The 20,826-nt window shown below is 63.3% G+C and carries 19 protein-coding genes; 18 read left to right on the forward strand and 1 reads right to left on the reverse strand.

Going from position 1 to position 20,826, the window contains the following annotated elements:
- Positions 1-96: 96 nt before the first annotated feature.
- The 11 genes from AC1D2G_RS24020 to AC1D2G_RS24070 all read left to right on the forward strand — a co-directional run bounded on the left by AC1D2G_RS24020 (position 97) and on the right by AC1D2G_RS24070 (position 13,182).
- Positions 97-3,519 (forward strand): SPOR domain-containing protein, encoded by a 3,423-nt coding sequence (locus AC1D2G_RS24020; protein WP_477417068.1) that lies wholly within the window; start codon positions 97-99, stop codon positions 3,517-3,519.
- 132 nt (positions 3,520-3,651) lie between these two features.
- The gene (nagZ, locus tag AC1D2G_RS24025; RefSeq protein WP_477417070.1) at positions 3,652-4,671 is read left to right on the forward strand and encodes a beta-N-acetylhexosaminidase; all 1,020 of its coding nucleotides are present in this window, start codon (positions 3,652-3,654) and stop codon (positions 4,669-4,671) included.
- A gap of 60 nt (positions 4,672-4,731) precedes the next feature.
- On the forward strand, positions 4,732-5,532 hold the full coding sequence (locus AC1D2G_RS24030; protein ID WP_477417159.1) for a segregation and condensation protein A: 801 nt from the start codon (positions 4,732-4,734) through the stop codon (positions 5,530-5,532).
- Positions 5,529-6,293 (forward strand): SMC-Scp complex subunit ScpB, encoded by a 765-nt coding sequence (gene scpB, locus AC1D2G_RS24035; RefSeq protein ID WP_477227417.1) that lies wholly within the window; start codon positions 5,529-5,531, stop codon positions 6,291-6,293. The genes AC1D2G_RS24030 and scpB overlap by 4 nt, the downstream gene beginning before the upstream one ends.
- Before the next feature lie 169 nt (positions 6,294-6,462).
- A complete protein-coding gene (locus AC1D2G_RS24040; protein WP_095087696.1) occupies positions 6,463-6,684 on the forward strand; it encodes a twin-arginine translocase TatA/TatE family subunit in 222 nt (73 codons plus the stop codon).
- Between the two features lie 29 nt (positions 6,685-6,713).
- Entirely contained in the window at positions 6,714-7,520 is an 807-nt protein-coding gene (gene tatB, locus AC1D2G_RS24045; protein WP_477417072.1) for a Sec-independent protein translocase protein TatB, read from the forward strand.
- Positions 7,517-8,380: a twin-arginine translocase subunit TatC gene (gene tatC / locus AC1D2G_RS24050; RefSeq protein ID WP_095087699.1), complete on the forward strand. Its 864-nt coding sequence runs from the start codon at positions 7,517-7,519 to the stop codon at positions 8,378-8,380. Before tatB ends, tatC begins: the two co-directional genes overlap by 4 nt.
- Positions 8,381-8,717: 337 nt before the next feature.
- The gene (gene serS / locus AC1D2G_RS24055; protein WP_477417074.1) at positions 8,718-10,022 is read left to right on the forward strand and encodes a serine--tRNA ligase; all 1,305 of its coding nucleotides are present in this window, start codon (positions 8,718-8,720) and stop codon (positions 10,020-10,022) included.
- Positions 10,022-10,780 (forward strand): 5'/3'-nucleotidase SurE, encoded by a 759-nt coding sequence (gene surE, locus AC1D2G_RS24060; protein WP_477417076.1) that lies wholly within the window; start codon positions 10,022-10,024, stop codon positions 10,778-10,780. The genes serS and surE overlap by 1 nt, the downstream gene beginning before the upstream one ends.
- Positions 10,777-11,436: a protein-L-isoaspartate(D-aspartate) O-methyltransferase gene (locus tag AC1D2G_RS24065; RefSeq protein ID WP_477417078.1), complete on the forward strand. Its 660-nt coding sequence runs from the start codon at positions 10,777-10,779 to the stop codon at positions 11,434-11,436. Before surE ends, AC1D2G_RS24065 begins: the two co-directional genes overlap by 4 nt.
- Before the next feature lie 228 nt (positions 11,437-11,664).
- The gene (locus AC1D2G_RS24070) at positions 11,665-13,182 is read left to right on the forward strand and encodes a peptidoglycan DD-metalloendopeptidase family protein (protein WP_477417080.1); all 1,518 of its coding nucleotides are present in this window, start codon (positions 11,665-11,667) and stop codon (positions 13,180-13,182) included.
- 117 nt (positions 13,183-13,299) lie between these two features.
- Here AC1D2G_RS24070 and AC1D2G_RS24075 read toward each other — a convergent pair whose 3' ends face one another.
- Complete coding sequence (locus tag AC1D2G_RS24075) at positions 13,300-14,175, reverse strand: ATP-binding protein (protein ID WP_477417082.1); 876 nt, start codon at positions 14,173-14,175, stop codon at positions 13,300-13,302.
- Between the two features lie 283 nt (positions 14,176-14,458).
- On the opposite strand from AC1D2G_RS24075, the gene yajC reads away from it, so the two are divergent.
- From yajC to AC1D2G_RS24110, 7 genes are all read left to right on the forward strand, one after another.
- Positions 14,459-14,797, forward strand: coding sequence for a preprotein translocase subunit YajC (yajC, locus tag AC1D2G_RS24080; protein ID WP_477227411.1), 339 nt, complete (start codon positions 14,459-14,461; stop codon positions 14,795-14,797).
- Positions 14,798-14,848: 51 nt separating this feature from the next.
- Positions 14,849-17,398 (forward strand): protein translocase subunit SecDF, encoded by a 2,550-nt coding sequence (gene secDF, locus AC1D2G_RS24085; RefSeq protein ID WP_477417084.1) that lies wholly within the window; start codon positions 14,849-14,851, stop codon positions 17,396-17,398.
- Positions 17,399-17,426: 28 nt separating this feature from the next.
- Entirely contained in the window at positions 17,427-17,819 is a 393-nt protein-coding gene (locus tag AC1D2G_RS24090) for an Mth938-like domain-containing protein (RefSeq protein WP_477227409.1), read from the forward strand.
- A 1-nt stretch (position 17,820) separates the two neighbouring features.
- Positions 17,821-18,666 carry a phytoene/squalene synthase family protein gene (locus tag AC1D2G_RS24095; protein ID WP_477417086.1) on the forward strand — a complete coding sequence of 282 codons (846 nt, stop codon included), beginning with the start codon at positions 17,821-17,823 and terminating at the stop codon, positions 18,664-18,666.
- 83 nt (positions 18,667-18,749) lie between these two features.
- Positions 18,750-19,184, forward strand: a complete 435-nt coding sequence (locus tag AC1D2G_RS24100; RefSeq protein ID WP_477417088.1) for a hypothetical protein — start codon at positions 18,750-18,752, stop codon at positions 19,182-19,184.
- On the forward strand, positions 19,184-20,134 hold the full coding sequence (locus tag AC1D2G_RS24105) for a sterol desaturase family protein (RefSeq protein WP_477417090.1): 951 nt from the start codon (positions 19,184-19,186) through the stop codon (positions 20,132-20,134). Before AC1D2G_RS24100 ends, AC1D2G_RS24105 begins: the two co-directional genes overlap by 1 nt.
- An 87-nt stretch (positions 20,135-20,221) precedes the next feature.
- Complete coding sequence (locus tag AC1D2G_RS24110) at positions 20,222-20,686, forward strand: hypothetical protein (RefSeq protein WP_477417092.1); 465 nt, start codon at positions 20,222-20,224, stop codon at positions 20,684-20,686.
- Positions 20,687-20,826 lie beyond the last annotated feature (140 nt).

Below are 20,826 nucleotides of genomic sequence, written 5' to 3' on the forward strand. Positions count from 1 at the left end.
TAAAAAACCTGTCACCTTTTGCCCACATTGCGCTGGTAAGGGCCAACCCTACGCGACGTCCATGGCGTCCGAATGAGTGCGAGTTCGGGAACAATAATGGCAGATAGAACCCAGCTGAGAGTAGCCGACAACAACGACATCGTTGAAGATGATCCGTTCGCGGAACTGACCAGGATCATGGGATTCGACCCGCGCCAGCCGGTCAAGCCGCAAGCGCCCGTCCAGCCGAAAGCGCCCGTCGCCGATCAGCCGGCGCAAGAGGACGATTTCGAAATCGATCTCGAGAAGGAACTGATGGGCGAGTTCGGCGCTGACGACAGCGACGCCGCTCCAGTCGCCGAGGCGCATGAGCCGACAGCCGAGGCCAGCGCGATGGCCGACGATCTTGCGATGTCGCTCGACGACGATTTCCACCTGGACATGGCGGATCTCGACGACCACGCACCGGTCGCCAGCCATGCGGATGTCGCCAGCCATGCCGATTTGGACGCTGCCGAAACCGCGCCAGCCATAGAGCCGGCTTTCGATTCCGATTTCGACAATGCCGTCGCCAGTTCGCTCGAAGACGTTTCGCCCTTCGAGGACGACCAGCCGATAGAGGACGAGCTTGCCGCGTCGCTCGATCAGGACTTCCAGATTGACGACGAAGCCGACGAAGTCCGGCACGCCGCCGCCATTGCCGAYGCACCTGCTGCTGTCGAGCCTGCTGCTGTTGGGCCGGCCTCCGATCCTGAATTCGACGATGCGATCTCGCTCGAAGACGAGCTGATACTCGACGACCGTTGGGCCGTGGAGCAGTCCGACGCGGCTGCTGAACCGGCGGCTTCGGAACCTGTCGAGTACGCCATGCCGGCGCAAGCGACTGCGCGTGACGCCCAGGCAATCTCGAGCGAGGATTTTGCCGGTCATTTCGACGACGCCATGGCTGATGTCGATATGGATTTTGACAGTCGTGATGAGCCGGTCGCCTTCCAGGAGCCGGAAGCTCATGATGTGCTTGCCGATACCGCGGACGTGAAGGGCGAGATTTCCGGCGCTGAAGGCTCGCTGGACGATGGGTTCGACCTGAACCTGGACGACTCGTTTGCCGAAACGGCCGAAGAGCCGGTCGCCGTGGTTGCCGCCGCTGCGGTCCAGCCGCTGGCGCCAGCCGCCGTTGCGGCCGAGCCGGCGGATTCGCTGATCGCGGATGAACGAAGCCTGGAAGACGAGTTGAATGCGCTGCTGGGTGCAATGACCGCGCGCCCGGTGCCGGTGGCCAGGGAGCCCGTCCTGGCTCGGCCGGTCGTCGTCGCCGCTCAACCGCCCGTCGCCGCAGTTGCAGAGACCACTGAGGAGCCGGCCGATCTCGCCGACCTCGAATGGGATATCGACGGACACGCACCTGAGGAGCAGCACCGCCTTGAAGCTGTCCAGGCCGCCGACTCGGATCTCGACGTTCTACAGCTCGATGACCTGCAGGAGCAGGATCAGCGCTCGCATGTCACCGCGCAAGGCGATGTCGATTTCGACGATGATGCGTTCGACGCGGCTTTGGCGAACAGCCTGGATACGCGCGACGCAGCCGCTTCTCGGCACGATCAGGACGATTCTCATGATTGGCTGGCGGAACGCTCCGAGCCGACGGAGCCGACCCGTTCGTGGAGCCGCGTGACGCCGGTTCCGCAGCAGCCGGCATTTAATGCTCAGCCGACCGCTTCGATAACACCCTGGGCCGCGGCGCCGGCAGTCGCCGCAGTGCCATCCTACCGTTCGAGCGAGCCGGTCGAGACCGTCGCCCCTGCAGCCCCTGTATCCGTGCCGCAACCGCGACAGTCCTCGCATTACGAAGACATGCCCGATGTCGAGACGATCGACGTGCCCGAGCGTGTCGTGGCGTTGGCGGACGATCTCGACATCCCGGAACTGCACTTCGAGGAAGACCAGCCGGCGACGCCTGCCTATGACGATCTCGACGCGGAATTCTCCAGCCTTCTCACCGAGATGAATTCGGTGGAGGTCGCTCCTGCTCCCGCAAGCAGTGCCGCTTATAGCGATGAATCCCACAATGCCGGCTATGAGGAACCCAAGTCGGCCTATGACGCCATCAAGCCGGCCTATGACGGGGTCAAGCCGGGCTATGACGGGGTCAAGCCGGGCTATGACGGGGTCAAGCCGGCCTATCAGCCGGAAGCGCGGACCTATGCGGCGAGGCCGGCCGAAATGCCTGCCCGCGCGACAGCGTCGGCTGGCTATGCGGATGCGGCTGGCTTCGACCTCAACAATCTGCCCGGCAGCCAGCCGGTTTCACAGGCGGACGATTTCACCGTCGACGAACTCGACTACGATCCCGAACTGGATGAGGCTATGGCTGTTCCGGGTCTCGGCGAGCGGGAGGCCGCGAGGCCCTCGCGCCGACGTGGCCTGTTCATTGCGGCGGTTGTCGGCGCGGTGGCGGTTGCTGGCGGCCTCGGCGCCTTTGCGCTGTCTTTCGGCGGCAAGGGCGGCAGCGATGCACCGGTGATCGTCAAGGCCGACAACGCGCCGATCAAGGTCAAGCCGGAAAATCCGGGCGGCACAGTGGTGCCGAACCAGGACAACAAGGTTTACGACGCGGTGGTCAAGGGGACCAAGCCCGCCGAGCCTGTCCAGGATAAACTGGTCACCAACGTCGAAGAGCCGGTGGATGTGCAGGCCAAGGATCCCGCTCGCGCGATCGATCTTTCCGCTGACCAGAACGCCGCGGCAACTGGAGCGGACGACGGCAACGCCGCGCCGGTCGCCAATGCCGCGCCGGCCGCCAGCGCGGCGCCGGCCGATAACGCGGCGCCGGCACCGAAATCCGAAGATCGCATCGCGCAGGTGCTGCAGGAGGCCGACAAGGGCACCAACGCCGATGTCGTCGCCGTTGCGCCGCGCAAGGTGAGGACCATGGTGGTCAAGTCAGACGGTTCGCTGGTGCCGCGTGATGATCCGGCGCCCGCCGCACCGCAAGTGGCGGCCGCTGAGCCGGCCGACCCGGCGCCGCAGCAAGTTACCCCGTCGTCCCAGGCCGATGCGGACCAGACCGGCACCGTGACGCCCGCCACCGCCCAGGCAGACGACGAGCCGGCCCTCAAGCCGGCAGCCAAACCGGCCGCGGCGCCCAAGGCTGAGGCCAAGGCCCAATCGGCAAACACGCCTGCCAAGGTTCCGGTCGCGCCGCAGCGCCCGTCCGACCAGCCAGTTGATGTTGTCGGCGAGGTCAAGCCCGACCAGGTTGCATCCATCGATCCGGGATCGACCGCGACCGGCGGTGGTTCGTGGTCGATGCAGATCGCTTCGCAGCCGACGGTCGAAAGCGCCCAGTCCAGCTACCAGGATCTGCAGCGCCGCTACGGCAGCGTACTTTCCGGCCGCACCGCCAACATCGTCAAGGCGGAGATTGCCGGCAAGGGCACGTTCTACCGTGTGCGCGTTCCGGCGAAGTCGCGCAACGACGCGATCAACCTGTGCACCAGCTACAAGGCTGCCGGCGGCAATTGCTTCGTCTCGCGCTAGCAACTGAGTCAACCAATCAAAGCCGGCGCGGTCTCAGACCGCGCCGGCTTTTTCATGTGGATGAGATCTGTCTTCAAGCGCATGCGGCGGGGGACGATTCCCTTTGACCGCGCGAAGCCCTAAACTCCCGTCATGACCGAATCAAAATCCATGATCCTCGGCTGTGCCGGGAAATCGCTCACTCGCGAAGAAATCAATTTCTATCGCAACGAATGCCCGTGGGCCTTCATCCTGTTTGCGCGCAACATCGGCGAGACCGAGCAGATCCGCGATCTGGTCGCCGAGATGCGCGACTGTATCGGGCGTCCGGACGCGCTGGTGTTCATCGACCAGGAAGGCGGCCGGGTGCAACGCCTGCGGCCGCCACTGGCGCCGAACTATCCGGCCGGTGGCGCGCTTGGCGCGCTGTGGCGCGACGATCACGATGCCGGCGCCCGCGCGGCCTGGCTGATGGCACGGCTGCATGCGTTCGACCTGCTGCGCTACGGCATCACGGCGGATTGCCTGCCGGTGCTCGACGTGCCGATCGAAGGCGCCAGCGACGTCATCGGCGCGCGTGCCTATGGCAAGGAGCCGCGACCGGTGATCGAACTCGGCCGTGCTGCCGCAGAAGGGCTGATGTCGGGCGGCGTGCTGCCTGTGATGAAGCATATTCCCGGCCATGGGCGCGCCCTTGCCGACACGCATTTCGAATTGCCGACGGTGAATGCGTCGCTCAGCGATCTGCAACGGCATGATTTCGCCCCGTTCCGGGAGCTCAACCATCTGCCCATGGCGATGACGGCGCATGTCGTCTACAGCGCCATCGACCCCAAGAACCCGGCGACGACCTCCGGCAAGGTCATCGACGAGATCATCCGTCGTGAAATCGGCTTCGACGGACTGCTGATGAGCGACGACACCTCGATGAAGGCACTTTCTGGGGATTTCCCGACAAAGGCGGCCTCGATCCTTGCGGCGGGCTGCGATCTGGTCCTTCACTGCAACGGTGTTTTCGAGGAAATGGCCGGCATCGCGTCGCGCACCACGGGGCTTGAGGGCAGGTCACTGGAGCGCGCAAAACGGGCGCTGACCTATATCAAGAAACACGACGCGGCTGAAGAAACCGAGATACGCGCAGAATTCGCCACCTATTTCGATGCGGTGGCCTGACAAAGGAAGCGAGAGAAAGTGGCGGAAACATTGGAAAGCAAGGCCGCGAAGGCCGCACCGATGGACCGTCTGTGGGCCGAGAACGACGATTCCCGCGTCACCGGCGATCCGTCGCTGGTCGTCGACGTGGCCGGCTTCGAAGGTCCTCTCGATCTGCTGCTGCATCTTGCCCGCACCCAGAAGGTCGATCTGGCGCGGATCTCGATCCTGGCGCTGGTCGAGCAATATCTGACCTTTGTCGAGACGGCGAGGGCGCTCAGGCTCGAGCTTGCCGCCGACTATCTGGTGATGGCGGCGTGGCTGGCCTTCCTCAAGTCGAAGCTGCTCATTCCCAAGCAGCCGGGCGACGAGGGCGAAAGCGGCGAGGAGTTGGCGGCGGTGCTGCAGTTCCGGCTGAAGCGGCTTGAGGCAATGCGCGACGCCTCGGCGCGTCTGGTCAACCGCAACCGGCTCGGCCGCGACGTGTTCGCGCGCGGCATGCCGGAAATGGTCATCATCGAAAAGCGCAACGCCTATTCGGCCTCGCTCTACGACCTTTTGACCGCCTACGCCCAGCAGCGGCAGAAGCAGGCGATCAACAATGTGACGATCGCCAGGCGCGGTGTCTGGTCGCTCAAGGACGCCCGCGACATCCTGACCCGGCTGGTCGGTGCGGTGCGCGACTGGACGGCGCTGGAGAGTTTTCTGATCGAGTACATGACCAGCCCCGAGGAGCGGCGGACGGCGATCGCCAGTTCGTTCGCGGCCACGCTGGAACTGGTGCGCGAAGGCAAGATGGACATGCGGCAGGACGACGTGTTCGCGCCGATCTACCTGCGCGGCCGCGCACAGGCAATCAAGGCAGTCGAGGTGGCATCATGAGCGAGCGCGCCAACGCTTCGGTTATCCCGTTCAAGGTCGATGATGAAACGGAAGGGGAGTTGTTTCCCCAGGAACCAGCCGAGCAGGTCCAGAACCCGGCCGAGCGCCTCTATATGGCGGAAGCCGTGCGCATGGCCGAGGCGATCGTGTTCGCCAGTACTGAACCTGTCAGCGAAAAGCAGCTGGCGGCGCGCCTTCCAGACGGCATCAACATCGCTCTGGCCATGGCCGACCTGCAGCAGATCTATGCGCGGCGCGGTGTCAATCTGGTGCGCGTCGGCGACGCCTGGGCGTTCCGCACCGCCGGTGACCTGGCCTTCCTGATGAGCCGCGACACGGTGCAGCAGCGCAAGCTGTCGCGCGCCGCACTCGAAGTGCTGGCGATCATCGCCTACCACCAGCCGGTGACGCGCGCCGAGATCGAGGACATCAGGGGCGTCGAAACCTCGAAAGGCACGCTCGACACGCTGCTGGAAACGGAATGGGTGCGCATGCGCGGCCGGCGCAAAACACCGGGACGCCCTGTCACCTATGGCACGACCGAGACCTTCCTCGACCATTTCGCGCTGGAGGAAATCCGCGACCTTCCCGGCATGGAGGAACTGAAGGGGGCAGGGCTGCTTTCGGGCCGCATGCCGTCGAATTTCTCCATTCCGCAGCCGCCGGCCGATCCCGATGCGCTGGCCGACGACGAGGATGCGCTGACCGACATCGACCTCGAGGAACTCGGCCTGCTGACGCCGCGCGTCACGGAAGATTGACTGGCAATCGCGGCCAATCTGTCGAGGATGCGCGGATTCGTAGCGGGCCATCACGCCGAAAATGCGTGACATCCGCCACCCTTTCATAAACTCTGTCGCAGTTGTGTTTGAATCCCAACGCGAAAACGCATAGATCATCGCCAGGGAAAACATTCGAGAGAGATTTGCTATGGGTTCATTTTCGATTTGGCACTGGATGATCGTGCTCGTGATCGTGCTGCTGGTGTTCGGCCGCGGCAAGATCCCTGAGTTGATGGGTGACATGGCCAAGGGCATCAAGAGCTTCAAGAAGGGTATGGCGGACGACGACGTTGCCGAAGACAAGCGCACCGTCGAACACCGCGCCGACGAGACCGTTTCGGCCGCGAAGGAAAAAGCCAGCAAGAGCTGAGCCAAAGGTTCTAGTCGGAACAGAGTGCCATGTTTGAAGTCGGCTGGACCGAAATGCTGGTCATCGCGATCGTCATGATCGTGGTCGTCGGGCCCAAGGATTTGCCCAATATGCTGCGCACCTTCGGCCGCACGACGGCCAAGCTGCGTGCCATGGCGGCCGACTTCCAGAAGCAGTTCAACGAGGCGCTGAAGGAAGCCGAGCTCGACGACGTCAAGAAGTCGGTCGACGAGCTCAGGGGCCTCAGCCCGATGTCCGAGATCAGGAAGCAGCTCAATCCGTTCGAGCAGGCGGCGGCCGATGTGCGCTCAGGCGTCGACGCGGTGATGAAACCCAAGCCAGCAGATGATCCGACAGCGCCAGCCGCTTCGACGCCGCAGGCGGCCGAGCCGTTGAAGAACGGCGCGACAACCATGCCTGGCGTCAGCGGGCCGGAAGCCGCACCAGCAGCGCCGATTTTCCCGGCAATGACCGATGAATCGGTGGTGACGGCGTCAGTGCCAGCTGAACCGGTTGTCGCGGCGAAGGCGTCGGCGGTGAAGAAAGTGGCCACGGCTGTTCCGGCAAAAGCGCCTGCCAAGGCGTCGGCAAATGGCACGATGGCTTCCGCGCCGGCAAAGGCGGCGACCGCCAAGGCCGCACCTGCGTCCAAGGCGGCGGTAAAGCCTGAAAAGGTTGCGAAGCCCACTGCGGCCAAGACGGTCGCGACCAAGCCGATCGTTACCAAGCCGATCGTTACCAAGACAATCGTTACCAAGACTGGGACGAAAGCTGAACCGAAGCCTGCCGCGGCGAAGAAGCCGGCGGCCAAGAAGACGGCTGGAGCCGCCAAGTGAGCGTTTCGGACAAGGAAAGAGACGAGATCGAGAAATCGTCGGCCCCGCTGATGGAGCATCTGATCGAGCTGCGCCGGCGGCTGATCTGGTCGCTCGGCGGCTTCTTCGTCGCCTTCCTGGTCTGCTTCTTCTTCGCCAAGAGGCTTTTCAACCTGCTGGTCGTCCCGTTCAAATGGGCGACGAAGTGGGCCGGGCTCGATCCGCACAAGGTCGAGCTGATCTACACCGCGCCGCAGGAATTCTTCTTCACCCAGGTGAAGCTCGCCATGTTCGGCGGCATGGTCATCGCCTTTCCGCTGATCGCCACGCAGATCTACAAGTTCATCGCGCCCGGCCTCTACAAGAACGAACGCAACGCCTTCCTGCCGTTCCTGATCGCATCGCCGGTGCTGTTCCTGATGGGCGCATCGCTGGTCTATTTCTTCTTCACGCCGATGGTGATGTGGTTCTTCCTCGCCATGCAGCAGGCCGGCACCGACGATCAGGTGCAGATATCGCTGCTGCCGAAAGTGTCGGAATATCTCAGCCTGATCATGACGCTGATCTTCTCCTTCGGCCTGGTGTTCCAGCTGCCGGTGGTGACCAGCCTGATGACGCGCGTCGGCATGCTGTCGTCGAAGGCGCTGGCCGAAAAGCGCAAATGGGCGATCGTCATTGCCTTCGTCGTCGCGGCGGTGCTGACGCCGCCCGACCCGATGAGCCAGATCGGCTTGGCCATTCCGACGATCCTGCTCTACGAGGTCTCCATCTGGGCTGCGCGGCTGATCGAACGCGATCAGGAAAAGCAGCGTGTGGCCCGCGAGAAGCAGGACGCGGCCGAAGAGGTGGCCGAAAAGCCGGCGGACGCGTCTTCCACATAGGCTATGGGGCTGCCCCCGCAGGGGGGGCGGCGGGCTTGGCATCGATTGCATTGTGACGGCAATTATGCTATAGATTTGGGCATGGTGCTGATTTGCGCCAACGACCCGCCGCAAGGCGGGTTTTTTATTTCCGGCTCTCGCGCCATCACCGGTAAAGCGCGCTAAAGCGAGCTCGAAGCCCTGGCTTGATCACGCCTGATCTTGCATCGATCAACGATGCGGTTTACGCCCTCTGGCTGAAACGCATCGCCATCGTGGCGATGCGTTTCAGTTTTGTTTGAAGCATGTCAACCGCTGCGCACTTTTGGGCGACATGCTACCCAGGAGCGTTCAAACCATGCTTGACATCAAATGGATTCGCGACAACCCGAAGGCCCTTGTCGAGGCGCTGGTGAAGCGCTCGTGGTCGGCCGATGAGGCGCAGTCCACGGTCGATGGGCTGATCGCCTCGGACGAGGCGCGGCGCGAACACGTCACGGAGCTGCAGACCAAGCAGGAGCGCCGCAACGCCGCCTCGAAGGAGATCGGCAACGCCATGCGTTCGGGCGACGCGGCGCTTGCCGAAAGGCTGAAAGCCGAAGTCGGCGAGATCAAGACCTTCATCCAGAATGGCGAGGCGCGAGAACGCGAGCTCGACAAGACGCTGAACGATGCGCTGGCGGTGCTGCCCAACGTGCCGTTCGACGATGTGCCGGTCGGCAAGGACGAGCACGACAATGTCGTCAAGCATATCGTCGGCAAGCTGCCGACACGTCCGAATTGGGTGAAGGAGCATTTCGAGATCGGCGAAGCGCTCGGCATGATGGATTTCGAGCGCGCGGCGAAGCTTTCAGGGTCGCGCTTCACGGTGCTGAAGAACGGACTGGCGCGGATGGAACGGGCTCTCGGCCAGTTCATGCTCGACCTGCACACGACCGAGCATGGCTATGAGGAAGTCATCCCGCCATTGATGGTCAAGGACGACGTTCTTTTCGGCACCAACCAGTTGCCGAAATTCGAGGAGGATCTGTTCTTCACGGCGCACGGTGAGGGCAGGCTTGGCCTGATCCCCACCGCCGAGGTGCCTCTCACCAATCTCGTGCGCGAAGAAATCACAGCGCATGAAAAACTGCCGCTGCGCTATACCGCGCTGACGCCGTGCTTCCGGTCGGAGGCAGGTTCCGCCGGGCGCGACACGCGCGGCATGCTGCGCCAGCACCAGTTCTACAAGGTCGAACTGGTGTCGATCACCGACCAGGAATCGTCGCTCGCCGAGCACGAGCGGATGACGCAATGCGCCGAGGAAGTGCTGAAGCGGCTCGGGCTGCCGTTCCGCACCATGACGCTGTGCACCGGCGACATGGGCTTTGGCGCGCGCAAGACCTATGACATCGAGGTCTGGCTCCCTGGCCAGAACGCCTATCGCGAGATTTCGTCCTGTTCGGTGTGCGGCGATTTCCAGGCGCGCCGCATGGACGCCCGCTACAAGGACAAGGACGGCAAGGGCAACCGCTTCGTCCATACGCTCAACGGTTCGGGCACCGCGGTCGGCCGCGCGCTCATAGCCGTAATCGAAAACTACCAGAATGAGGATGGCAGCGTAACCATTCCTGAAGTGCTGCGGCCTTACATGGGCGGCCGGGAAAAGATCGAATCGAAATAATGCGCATCCTGCTGACCAATGACGACGGCATTCACGCCGAGGGCCTGGCGTCGCTCGAACGGGTTGCGCGCACGCTGTCCGACGATGTCTGGGTGGTGGCGCCGGAACAGGACCAGTCCGGTTATGCGCATTCGCTGTCGATCTCCGAGCCGCTGCGGTTGCGCAAGATCGGCGAGAAGCATTTTGCCGTGCGTGGCACGCCGACCGATTGCGTCATCATGGGCGTCAGGAAGATCCTGCCCGGCGCCCCCGACCTGATCCTGTCCGGCATCAATTCCGGCGCCAACATCGCCGACGACGTCACCTATTCGGGAACCGTCGCCGGCGCTATGGAGGGCGCGCTGCTCGGCATCCGCTCGATCGCGCTCAGCCAGGGCTACAGCTATGTCGGCGAGGATCGGGTCGTTCCCTACGAGACGACCGAAGCGCTGGCGCCGGCATTGCTGCAGAAACTGGTGGCGACGCCGCTGCCGGACGGCGTGCTGCTCAACGTCAATTTTCCGAACTGCCTTCCTGAAGAAGTCGCCGGTACGGTGGTGACCTCGCAAGGCAAGCTCGTGCACAGCCTGTGGGTCGACGAGCGCCGCGACGGGCGCGGCCTGCCTTACTACTGGCTGCGTTTCGGCCGCGAGCCGGTCGAAGGCAAGCGAGGCACCGATCTCCATGCCTTGCGCAACAGGCTGGTGTCGGTGACGCCATTGCAGCTCGACCTCACCGCGCATGAAATCCGAGACCAACTGAGCAAGGCGCTTGCATGAACCAGGGCCTCCCAACCGACGACCGCGAAGGTTTTGCTGCCTTTCTGCTGCGTTTGCGCGGCAGGGGGACGGTGCCGAAGGCCCTGATCGCGGCCTTCGAGGCGACGCCGCGGCGCGGTTTCCTTGGCGCCCAGTACCATCCGATCGCCTGGTCGGACCGCATGCTGCCGATCGAATGCGGCGAGGCGATCGAAGGTGCCGACCTGCAGGCGGCGGTGATTTCAGCCCTTGCCATCGAGCAGGGCAACCGCGTTCTCGAGATCGGCACCGGTTCCGGCTACACGGCGGCGGTGATGTCGCGGCTGGCGGCGCGGGTCGTCACCACCGACCGCTACAAGACGCTTGTCGAGCAGGCCAGGCAGCGCTTCGAGGCGCTCGGCATCGGCAATGTCATCGTGCGCCAGGCGGACGGTTCCGGCGGCCTGCCGAACGAAGGGCCGTTCGATCGCATCGTCGCCTGGGCTGCCTTCGACAGCCTGCCGCGCTTCCTGCTCGACCAATTGTCGAGCGGCGGCATCGTCATCGCCCCGATCGGACCGGAAGAGGGCGAACAGGTGCTGGCCAAGCTGACCAAGGTCGGCAGCCGGTTCGAACGCGAAGACATCGGCCTCGTGCGCCTGCAGCCGATCCTGCGCAGCGTCGCCGCCGTCATTTAGAGTGATATTTCATGCGGCGCCGGCCTGCGAATTGTGAGCCCGCAAACCGCTGCATTCGGTTCGGCGAGTCGACTTAGCCAGCCCGGCCTGAGCATAGCTTCGGCACTCTCCAAGCGATCTCAAATATTTTAAGAAAATTCGCATCGGATTCTATGGGGTTAACCGACGAGTAACATTAACGCGCTTTAATCATGCCTAGTTTGTACCGGGTATGTGCGGGTTAGTGCGATGCAACTCAGTGTTTTGAAGACAAACGGACGCAACCTGATGCGTGGTTGTGCCGTACTCATGGTCGCAGGCGCTGCTGCAGGATGCAGCTCCCAGGCCTCACGCTTCAACAGCGTCGATGACGTCTTTACCTCGTCGACCAACAACCAGCGCGCCATCATCAACAAGCAGGACGCCGTGCAGGCCTATCCGGGCGATGTCGAGGCTGCTCCGGTCGACGGCAGCCATACGCAGTCGGTCAGCCGCTCCAGTCTCGAACCGGTCTCGACGCGGCCGCTGCCTCCGCCCGTTGCCCAGGCACAGCCGGCTCCGGCACTCGCGCCTGCCGCAAAGCCGGTACGCACCGCATTGGCCCCGGCGCCGCATGTCGACCGGACCACGACCGGCACCGTCGCTCCGGCGGCATCGCCGTTCAAGGTCGCGCAGCCCGACGCGCCACGCGTGGCGGCGGCCGGAACGCCGCATGCAACCGAGATCGTCGTCAGGGATGGCGAAACGATTTCTGGCCTGGCGCAGCACTACAAGGTGCCGGCCGACGTGATCATGAAGGTCAACGGGTTGAGCCCGACCAAGGGGCTGAAGACCGGCCAGAAGCTGGTCATCCCGGCCTATGCCTATTCCAGCAAGTCGGAAGCGAAAGTCGCCGACGCCAAGCCGGCGAAAAACGGCAAGCACGACCTGCCGGCCACCGCACCGGACAAGGTCGCCGTCCTGCCGCAGCAGCCCAAGCTTAAGGAGGGCAAGTCCGCCGTTCAGGTCGATACTTCGGCCGCCGCAAGCCAGCCCAAGGAGCCCAAGCCGCAGATGGCCGCGACCAAGGCGACCGGCGCTGCCGGAACCTACACGGTCCAGTCGGGCGACACGCTTTCTTCGATTGCCAGGAAGACCGGTGTCGGCACCGTTGCGCTGAAGCAGGCCAACGGCATGAAGGACGGCTTGCTCAAGATCGGCCAGACCTTGAAGGTGCCGGCCGGCGGAACCGCGACCGTCGCCAGTGCCAAGCCGGCGAAGATCGATCCGGTGACAACGGCGACCACGCAGCCCGCGGCAAAGACGACGCCGTCGGAAACGCTGGCGTCCTACACGCCGCCGAAGAAAGATACGAAGGTCATCCAGCAGGCCGAAGACGACGACGCAGTTGCACCGGATGCAACCGGCATCGGCAAGATGCGGTGGCCGGTGCGCGGCCGCGTGATCTCCGGTTTCGGCTCCGGCAAGGACGGTGTCGACATCGCCGTGCCGACGGGAACGCCGGTCAAGGCGGCCGAGAACGGCGTCGTCATCTATGCCGGCGATGGCCTGAAGGAATTCGGCAACACGGTGCTGGTGCGCCACGAGAACGGCCTGGTCACCGTCTACGGCCATGCCAGCTCGATCGAGGTGCAGCGCGGCCAGAAGGTCAAGCGCGGCCAGGAAATCGCGCTGTCGGGCATGAGCGGCACGACGGACTCGCCGAAGCTGCACTTCGAAGTGCGCAAGAACTCCGCCCCGGTCGACCCCTCTGGCTATCTCGAATAGTCGGGCTGTCTCGAATAGAACAAGAAAGCGATTTGCGGGCCGTCTGACCTCCAGTCCGGCCCGCCGGCTCAGCCCGCCCCGCAAGGAGCGGGCTTTTTCAGTGGCTTTTCTCCGACCCTAATCCTTGAGCGGCTTGCCGAGCCGTCCAGCTAGGTCCTGGGTGAACTGCCAGGCGACGCGGCCCGAGCGGCTGCCACGCGTCGTCGCCCATTCCAGCGCTTCGGCGCGCAACGTCTCGGGATCGACGGCAAGATCGTGATGGCGGACATAGCCGTCGATCATGTCGAGATATTCGTCCTGCGAACATTTGTGGAAGCCGAGCCATAGGCCGAACCGGTCTGAGAGCGAGACCTTCTCCTCGACCGCTTCGGACGGGTTGATGGCGGTCGAGCGCTCGTTGTCGATCATGTCGCGCGGCAAGAGATGACGGCGGTTCGAGGTGGCGTAGAAGATGACGTTGGCCGGACGGCCCTCGACGCCGCCTTCGAGCGCTGCCTTCAGCGACTTGTAGGAGGTGTCGTCGTGGTCGAAGGAGAGGTCGTCGCAAAACAGGATGAAGCGGAAGGGGGCTGACTTCAGCAGTCCCATCAGCTTCGGCAGAGTGTCGATGTCCTCGCGGTGGATTTCGATCAGCTTCAGCGGCAGGTCGGACTTGGCCCTGGCGTTGATCTCCGCATGCACGGCTTTGACCAGCGACGATTTGCCCATGCCGCGCGCGCCCCACAACAACACGTTGTTGGCTGCGTAGCCGGCAGCGAAGCGTTCGGTGTTGTCGACAAGGATATCGCGGACGCGGTCGACGCCACGGATCAGGCCGATGTCGACACGGTTGACCTTCCGCACCGGCTCCAGATAGCCGGGATCGGCCTGCCAGACGAAGCAGTCGGCCCCGCCGATGTCCGTTTCAGGCACCGGCGGCGGGGCGAGGCGGCTAACCGCCTCGATCAGGCTGTCGAGCTTCTTGTTGAGGGCGTCAATGCTGCTGTCGGTCATGTCGGTCTTTTGTTTTTCGCGTTTTGAAGTGGGGAGCGTGCCGATTCCGTCGGGTTCGAAACCGGTTGCAACCTTTTGTTCGAGCGTGATCTTTTCCGAAAACCGGCTCGTGCTGTTCGCGATCATGCTCTAACACGGCTCAACAGGCCGGAAAAGCAGCCGATTTGGCCGGCCACGCAGTTGCATTGGCAGCTTTACCGACTATATTCCGGCCAAATTTCAAGGGGCCGCCAAACTCCACAAGGACGGGTGGCGGCTGTTTTCAAAATTCAGGAGTACCTCGATGTTCGTGACACCGGCATACGCCCAAGGCGTTGGGGCTTCTCCCGACATGTTCATCAGCATTTTGCCGTTTGTCCTGATTTTCGTGATCATGTATTTTCTGATCATCCGGCCGCAGCGCACGCAGCTGAAGAAGCGCGGCGAGATGCTGGCCGCGGTTCGTCGCGGCGACACGGTCGTCACTGGCGGCGGCTTCGTCGGCAAGGTGACCAAGGTGATCGACGAAAACGAACTCGAGATCGACCTCGGCGGTGGCACCAAGGTGACCGCGCTGCGTTCGACGATCGCCGATGTGCGCGTCAAGGGCGAGCCTGTGGCGAACCAGAACGCCAAGAAGTAACCGAATTTCAGGCGGAGCGATCCGCGGATACGCTCTGACGGACGACGCCATATGCTTTATTTTTCGCGCTTCAAGATGATCCTGATCTGGGTGGCCGTGGCCATCACAGTGATCCTCGCCGCGCCCAATCTGTTCTCCGCCAGCACGCTGGCCCAACTCCCCAGCTGGGTGCCGAAGCGCCAGATGACGCTCGGCCTCGATCTGCAGGGCGGCTCGCACATCCTGCTGGAGATGAATCAGAACGACCTGATCAAGGACCGGCTGGAAACGACGCGCGACGAAATCCGGACGCTGCTGCGTGACGCCAAGATCGGCTATACCGGGCTTGCCGGCACGGGTCGGACCTTGCAGGTCCGCATCACCGATCCCGCCCAGCTCGATGCCGCAAAGAAAGCGTTGAAGTCGCTGACTGATCCCGTCGCTGCCGGCCTGTTCACTGGCGGCTCCATCCAGGAAATGACGCTCGACGATTCCGAGCCCGGCCTGCTCAAGTTCAACGTCACCGATGCAGGCATCAAATACCGCACGTCGACCGCCTTGACGCAGTCGATCGAAGTGGTCGAACGCCGCGTCAACGAACTCGGCACGACCGAGCCGATTGTGCAGCGGCAGGGCGACGATCGTATCCTTGTCCAGGTGCCGGGCCTACAGGACCCGCAAAGGCTGAAGGAAATCCTCGGCCAGACCGCCAAGCTGACGTTCCAGATGGTCGACCAGTCGATGCCGGTGCAGGACGCGCTCAATGGCCGCCCGCCTGCCGGCTCTTCGGTGCTGTATTCGCAGGACGATCCACCGGTTCCCTACCTGATCGAAAACCGCGTCATCGTTTCGGGCGAAAATCTCGTCGATGCCCAGGCGACATACAATTCGCAGAACAACGAGCCGGTGGTTTCGTTCCGCTTCGATTCGAAAGGTGCGGCGCGCTTCGGCCAGGCCACGGCACAGAATGTCGGCAAGCTGTTTGCCATCATCCTCGACAATCAGGTGATTTCGGCGCCGCAGATCCGCGAGCCGATCCTCGGCGGCACCGGCCAGATTTCGGGCAATTTCACTGCCCAGAGCGCCAACGATCTCGCCGTGCTGCTGCGCGCCGGCGCGTTGCCCGCGACGCTGACGGTGATCGAAGAGCGGACCGTTGGTCCAGGGCTCGGCCAGGACTCCATCCATGCCGGCAAGGTCGCCGGCATCATCGGCTCGATCCTCGTCGTGGCCTTCATGTTCGTTGCCTACGGCTTCCTCGGCTTCCTCGCCAACATCGCGTTGGCGGTGCACGTGGCGATGATCGTCGGGCTGTTGTCGCTGCTTGGCGCAACGCTGACCTTGCCGGGTATCGCCGGTATCGTGCTGACCATCGGCATGGCGGTCGATTCCAACGTGCTGATCTACGAACGTATCCGCGAGGAACGGCGAAACGGCCGCTCCGTGATCCAGGCGATCGACACCGGTTTCTCGAAGGCTCTGGCGACCATCGTCGATTCCAACGTCACCTCGCTGATCGCCACGGTGGTGCTGTTCTATCTCGGTACCGGGCCGGTCAAGGGCTTTGCCATCACCTATGCTATCGGCATCCTGACCACCGTCTTCACCGCCTTCACCTTCACCCGCCTGCTGGTCTCGATCTGGTTGCGCCGGGCGCGCCCGAAGGAGTTGCCGAAGGCGCCGGTGACCTTCATTCCGCCGGGCACCAAGATCCCCTTCATGGGCATTCGCCGCTGGACGTTTGCGCTGTCGAGCGTCCTGTCGGTGCTGTCTGTCGTGCTGTTCATGACCGTCGACATCAACTACGGCATCGACTTCAAGGGCGGTTCGATGATCGAGGTGCAGGCCAAGACCGGCAACGCCGATCTTGCCGATATCAGAGGCAGATTGACGGAACTCAACATCGGCGAAGTGCAGGTGCAGCAGTTCGGAGCGCCGAACGACGTGCTGATACGTGTCGGGACGCAGGATGGCGGCGAGAATGCCGAGCAGACGGTCATCGACAAGGTGCGCGGCGAACTGCAGGACCAGTATGATTTCCGCCGTGTCGAAGTGGTCGGCCCGACGGTTTCCGGCGAGTTGGCCAAGCAAGGCACCATCGCCATGCTGGTCGCGCTGGTTGGTATCCTGGTCTATGTCTGGTTCCGTTTCGAGTGGCAGTTCGCGGTCGGCGCCATCGTCGCGACGGTGCACGATGTGGTCATGACGCTCGGCTTCTTCGTCATCACCGGGCTTGAATTCAACCAGTCGTCGCTGGCGGCGATCCTGACCATCATCGGCTATTCGCTGAACGATACGATCGTGGTCTATGACCGCGTTCGAGAGGATCTGCGAAAATACAAGCGAATGCCGCTGCCGCAACTCCTGAACAACGCCATCAACGAGACGCTGTCGAGAACGACGCTGACCTCGGTGACGACGATCTTGGCGCTGCTGGCGCTGGTGCTGTTCGGCGGCGAGGTGATCCGGTCGTTCACCATGGCCATGCTGTTCGGCGTCGTGTTCGGCACCTATTCGTCGATCTTCATCGCGGCACCGCTGCTGATCCTGTTCAAGCTGCGGCCACAGGCTGAAAGCGACGAGCAGAAGCCGGTCGGCGGCAGCAAGGCGGTCGCGACCTGACGCGCGGTCCCGAAGGGGTGACAGAACGGTGACCGGCAAAGGCATCGTCATCCGCGAGGCGCATTTCCCCGGCCGCGCGCCGATCGAGGCCTATGGCAATGGCGGGTTCCGCTTCGCTGACATGTCGCATCGCGGCTCGCTGCTCTGCCTGCCATCCGGCATCCATGGCTGGGAGCCGGCGGATCCCCTGGCGCTGACGGCGGCGGATTTCGACAGGCTGCTGGCCGAAGCCGACAAGGTCGAGATCCTGCTGGTCGGCATGGGCAGGGAACTCAGGCCATTGCCGGCAGCATTGCGGGCCGCGTTGAAGGCGGCAGGCATTGCGTCCGATCCGATGTCGACGGGTGCCGCGGTGCGGACCTACAATGTCCTGCTGGCGGAAGACCGCGCCGTGGCCGCCGCGCTCATCGCCGTCGATTGACATGTCTCAGAATGCCAAAATCGTCATGGATGCGGTGCGCGCCGCCGACCATGACCGCTATCTCACCGCACTCTACGCGCCGGCCGACAAGCGCGATGCGCTGCTTTCGCTCTACGCCTTCAATGCCGAGATCGCCGGCATTCGCGATCGCATCCACGAAGCACTGCCTGGCGAGGTGCGGCTGCAATGGTGGCGTGATGTCATTGCCGCTGAAGATGACGGCGCAAGCATCGGCCACCCCGTTGCCGACGCGCTGAAGGCGACGATTTCCGCCTTCCGCCTGCCGAAACCCGCCTTCGACAACATGCTCGACGCGCGCATTTTCGACCTCTACGACGATCCGATGCCGTCGCGAACCGATCTGGAAGGCTATTGCGGCGAGACGGCAGCCGCACTCATCCAGCTTGCGGCGATGGTGCTCGATCCCGTCGCGGCGCCACGGTTTGCCGAACTGGCGGGTAGGGCAGGCTGTGCGCAGGCGATGACCGGCCTGCTGCTTCTGCTGCCGCTGCACCGCAAACGCGGGCAATGTTTTGTCCCGGCCGATATCCTGGCCGCGGCTGGATCGTCGCCGGAAGAGTTTGTTGCCGGCGATGGTGGCCCTGGCGCCAAACGTGCGGTGGCAGCGATGATGGCGCTGGCGCGCGACCATCTTTCCGCCTTCGAGCAAGGCGCATCGGCTCTGCCGGTCTCGTTGCATCAGGCATTCCTGCCGTTGGCCCTGTCGCGTGCCTATCTCAGGAAAATGGAGAGTGGTTCGCCGCTCGATGGCGTGGCGCGGCTGTCGGCTTTGCACAGGCATTGGCTGCTGCTGCGTCGCGCGGGCAAGGGCTGGCCGGCACTTTGACGTAAACGTCAATCATGTTAAGGAGTCTCCCGGCCAAAACTGTTGCCAAAGACGACAGACCGGCCGGAGGAGATGCTGCATCCATGAGTTTGCCTTTGCTGGTCGCGATCGTCGCCCTTGGCATTGCGCTGTCGGTCGCCGCCGTACATTTCACCGGCGGCAGCAAGACGGCCACGCTTGCCGGCACGGATCAGGCGATGAGCCGTTTCGCCGAAGATTTTCCCGACGAGGTGGCCGCAACAGTTCGCCTGACGGCTGATGCCGGGACGGCGTTCCTGGATCTTGGGCGAGGGCGCACCGGCATCGTTCACAGCGTTGGCGACTGTTTTTTGACCCGCATCGTCACATCTCGGGACGTCACGGGTTTGACTGCCGGCGACGCAGACACGGTCTCGTTTCGGCTTGCCGACTTCACCTGGAAGGGCGGCCGCTTTCGCTTTGCCAGCGCAACAGATGCGCAAGGCTTGCTGAAAGCGCTTGAGCCGCGACATTCCAATTCCGCTGGGGAGGCGACGTGATGGACAGCTACAACTTTCCGCAGGTCACCCAGCTGGCCATCCCGTTCTTCGTTGCCGCGATCCTGATCGAGCTCTGGCTGGTGCGCAGCGGCCGCGCCAAGGGCTCGTTCGAGACGCGCGACACGCTGACCAGCCTGATGATGGGCACCGGCAATGTCGACGCCGGGCTGCTGCTCGGCGTGGTGTCCTACTGGGCGCTGCTGTGGCTGTGGCAGTTCCGCGTCTTCAATCTCGGCCTGTCGGTCTGGGTGTTCCTGGCTGCCTTCCTGCTCGATGACCTGCGCTACTATGTCTACCACCGCATCGCGCACAGGGTGCGCTGGGTGTGGGCCGAGCACGTCAACCACCACTCAAGCCAGCACTACAATCTGTCGACGGCGCTGAGACAAAGCTGGACCAGCCTGTTCACCTTCATGTTCGTGCTGCAGGCGCCGCTGGTGCTGCTGGGCTTCCATCCGGCGGTGATTGCCTTCACCTTCGGCTTCAACCTGGTCTGGCAGTTTTGGATCCACACCGAGACGATCGGCAAGATGTGGGGCTGGTTCGAATTCGTCTTCAACACGCCGTCGCACCACCGCGTCCACCACGCCACCAATCCGCGTTATCTCGACGCCAATTATGCCGGCACACTGATTATCTGGGACCGCCTGTTCGGCAGCTTCGTCGAAGAGCTGGAAGAGGACCGGCCCCGCTACGGCATCGTCAAGAACCTTGGCACCTTCAATCCGCTGAAAGTGGCGTTCCACGAATGGATCGGCATGTTCAAGGATGCCTTTGCACCGGGGCTGACCTTGAGCGATCGGCTGAACTACCTGATCAAGCCGCCGGGCTGGAGCCATGACGGCTCGCGCGAAACCTCGGAGAGCCTGAAAGCCGCCTATGTCAGGCGGAATCCGGGCGAAGCCGGCAAGCCGGGCTTACCGGAGGCGAGTGCTGCGCCGGCCGAGTAGTGAAGTAAACTACGACCTTGTGGCAATTTGACAGCATGATGGCTTGGTATTATTTTTGACATCCTAGTACTTTTGAGGGTGGTGATCATGCTTCGTCTTGTATCCACTTGCTTTTTTCTGCTCGCCACAACATTGACTTACGCGGCGCCAGCCATCGACTGGCGGGTCAAGCATCCTTTCCGGTATTTCACCGAAACCACCGATTTTGATATGCAGCGGGAAGCCATGGCCGAGGTCATGGCAACCCATGGCGGCGCCTTAACGGCTACGGCGGTTTCTGATCTCGAACGGCTGCTCAACGATCCGCGTTGGCTGCGTGAGTGGTACAAACAGGACGCCACGCTCTATCCGAATCCCAAGGGCGCGGGCCGGCCCGAACGCGGCTGGGCGAACCCTGTCAATCGTCGCCGCTCCACCTGCTGGGACGCCCGAGAACAGTGGCATTCGTCCTGCGCCAGCGACAGTTTCGGAACCGCGCTTCGTACCGACTACGTGCGCCCGCAAGGGCACACCGTTGTCTTCAGCTTGACGGATGCGCCGGCCGGAATCTGACGATGGCAAGCCGCGCGGCCGATTTTCATTGCCGGCCGTGGCCGGCTTTCGGCGACGGCGGAACAGCCCTGCGCCGCGCTCTTTGAAGCACGCATTCCCTTTGAACCAGATATCCCGGAAGCAGCGCGCGGTGTCGATGT

It is taken from the genome of Mesorhizobium sp. P2_C7 (assembly GCF_056404515.1).

Bases quoted from the DNA above. Each gene is read 5' to 3' on its own strand.
- nagZ (WP_477417070.1), top strand. From the start codon at position 3,652: ATGACCGAATCAAAATCCATGATCCTCGGCTGTGCCGGGAAATCGCTC.
- AC1D2G_RS24030 (WP_477417159.1), top strand. From the start codon at position 4,732: ATGGACCGTCTGTGGGCCGAGAACGACGATTCCCGCGTCACCGGCGAT.
- scpB (WP_477227417.1), top strand. From the start codon at position 5,529: ATGAGCGAGCGCGCCAACGCTTCGGTTATCCCGTTCAAGGTCGATGAT.
- AC1D2G_RS24040 (WP_095087696.1), top strand. From the start codon at position 6,463: ATGGGTTCATTTTCGATTTGGCACTGGATGATCGTGCTCGTGATCGTG.
- tatB (WP_477417072.1), top strand. From the start codon at position 6,714: ATGTTTGAAGTCGGCTGGACCGAAATGCTGGTCATCGCGATCGTCATG.
- serS (WP_477417074.1), top strand. From the start codon at position 8,718: ATGCTTGACATCAAATGGATTCGCGACAACCCGAAGGCCCTTGTCGAG.
- surE (WP_477417076.1), top strand. From the start codon at position 10,022: ATGCGCATCCTGCTGACCAATGACGACGGCATTCACGCCGAGGGCCTG.
- AC1D2G_RS24065 (WP_477417078.1), top strand. From the start codon at position 10,777: ATGAACCAGGGCCTCCCAACCGACGACCGCGAAGGTTTTGCTGCCTTT.
- AC1D2G_RS24070 (WP_477417080.1), top strand. From the start codon at position 11,665: ATGCAACTCAGTGTTTTGAAGACAAACGGACGCAACCTGATGCGTGGT.
- AC1D2G_RS24075 (WP_477417082.1), bottom strand. From the start codon at position 14,175: ATGACCGACAGCAGCATTGACGCCCTCAACAAGAAGCTCGACAGCCTG.
- yajC (WP_477227411.1), top strand. From the start codon at position 14,459: ATGTTCGTGACACCGGCATACGCCCAAGGCGTTGGGGCTTCTCCCGAC.
- secDF (WP_477417084.1), top strand. From the start codon at position 14,849: ATGCTTTATTTTTCGCGCTTCAAGATGATCCTGATCTGGGTGGCCGTG.
- AC1D2G_RS24095 (WP_477417086.1), top strand. From the start codon at position 17,821: ATGTCTCAGAATGCCAAAATCGTCATGGATGCGGTGCGCGCCGCCGAC.
- AC1D2G_RS24100 (WP_477417088.1), top strand. From the start codon at position 18,750: ATGAGTTTGCCTTTGCTGGTCGCGATCGTCGCCCTTGGCATTGCGCTG.
- AC1D2G_RS24105 (WP_477417090.1), top strand. From the start codon at position 19,184: ATGGACAGCTACAACTTTCCGCAGGTCACCCAGCTGGCCATCCCGTTC.
- AC1D2G_RS24110 (WP_477417092.1), top strand. From the start codon at position 20,222: ATGCTTCGTCTTGTATCCACTTGCTTTTTTCTGCTCGCCACAACATTG.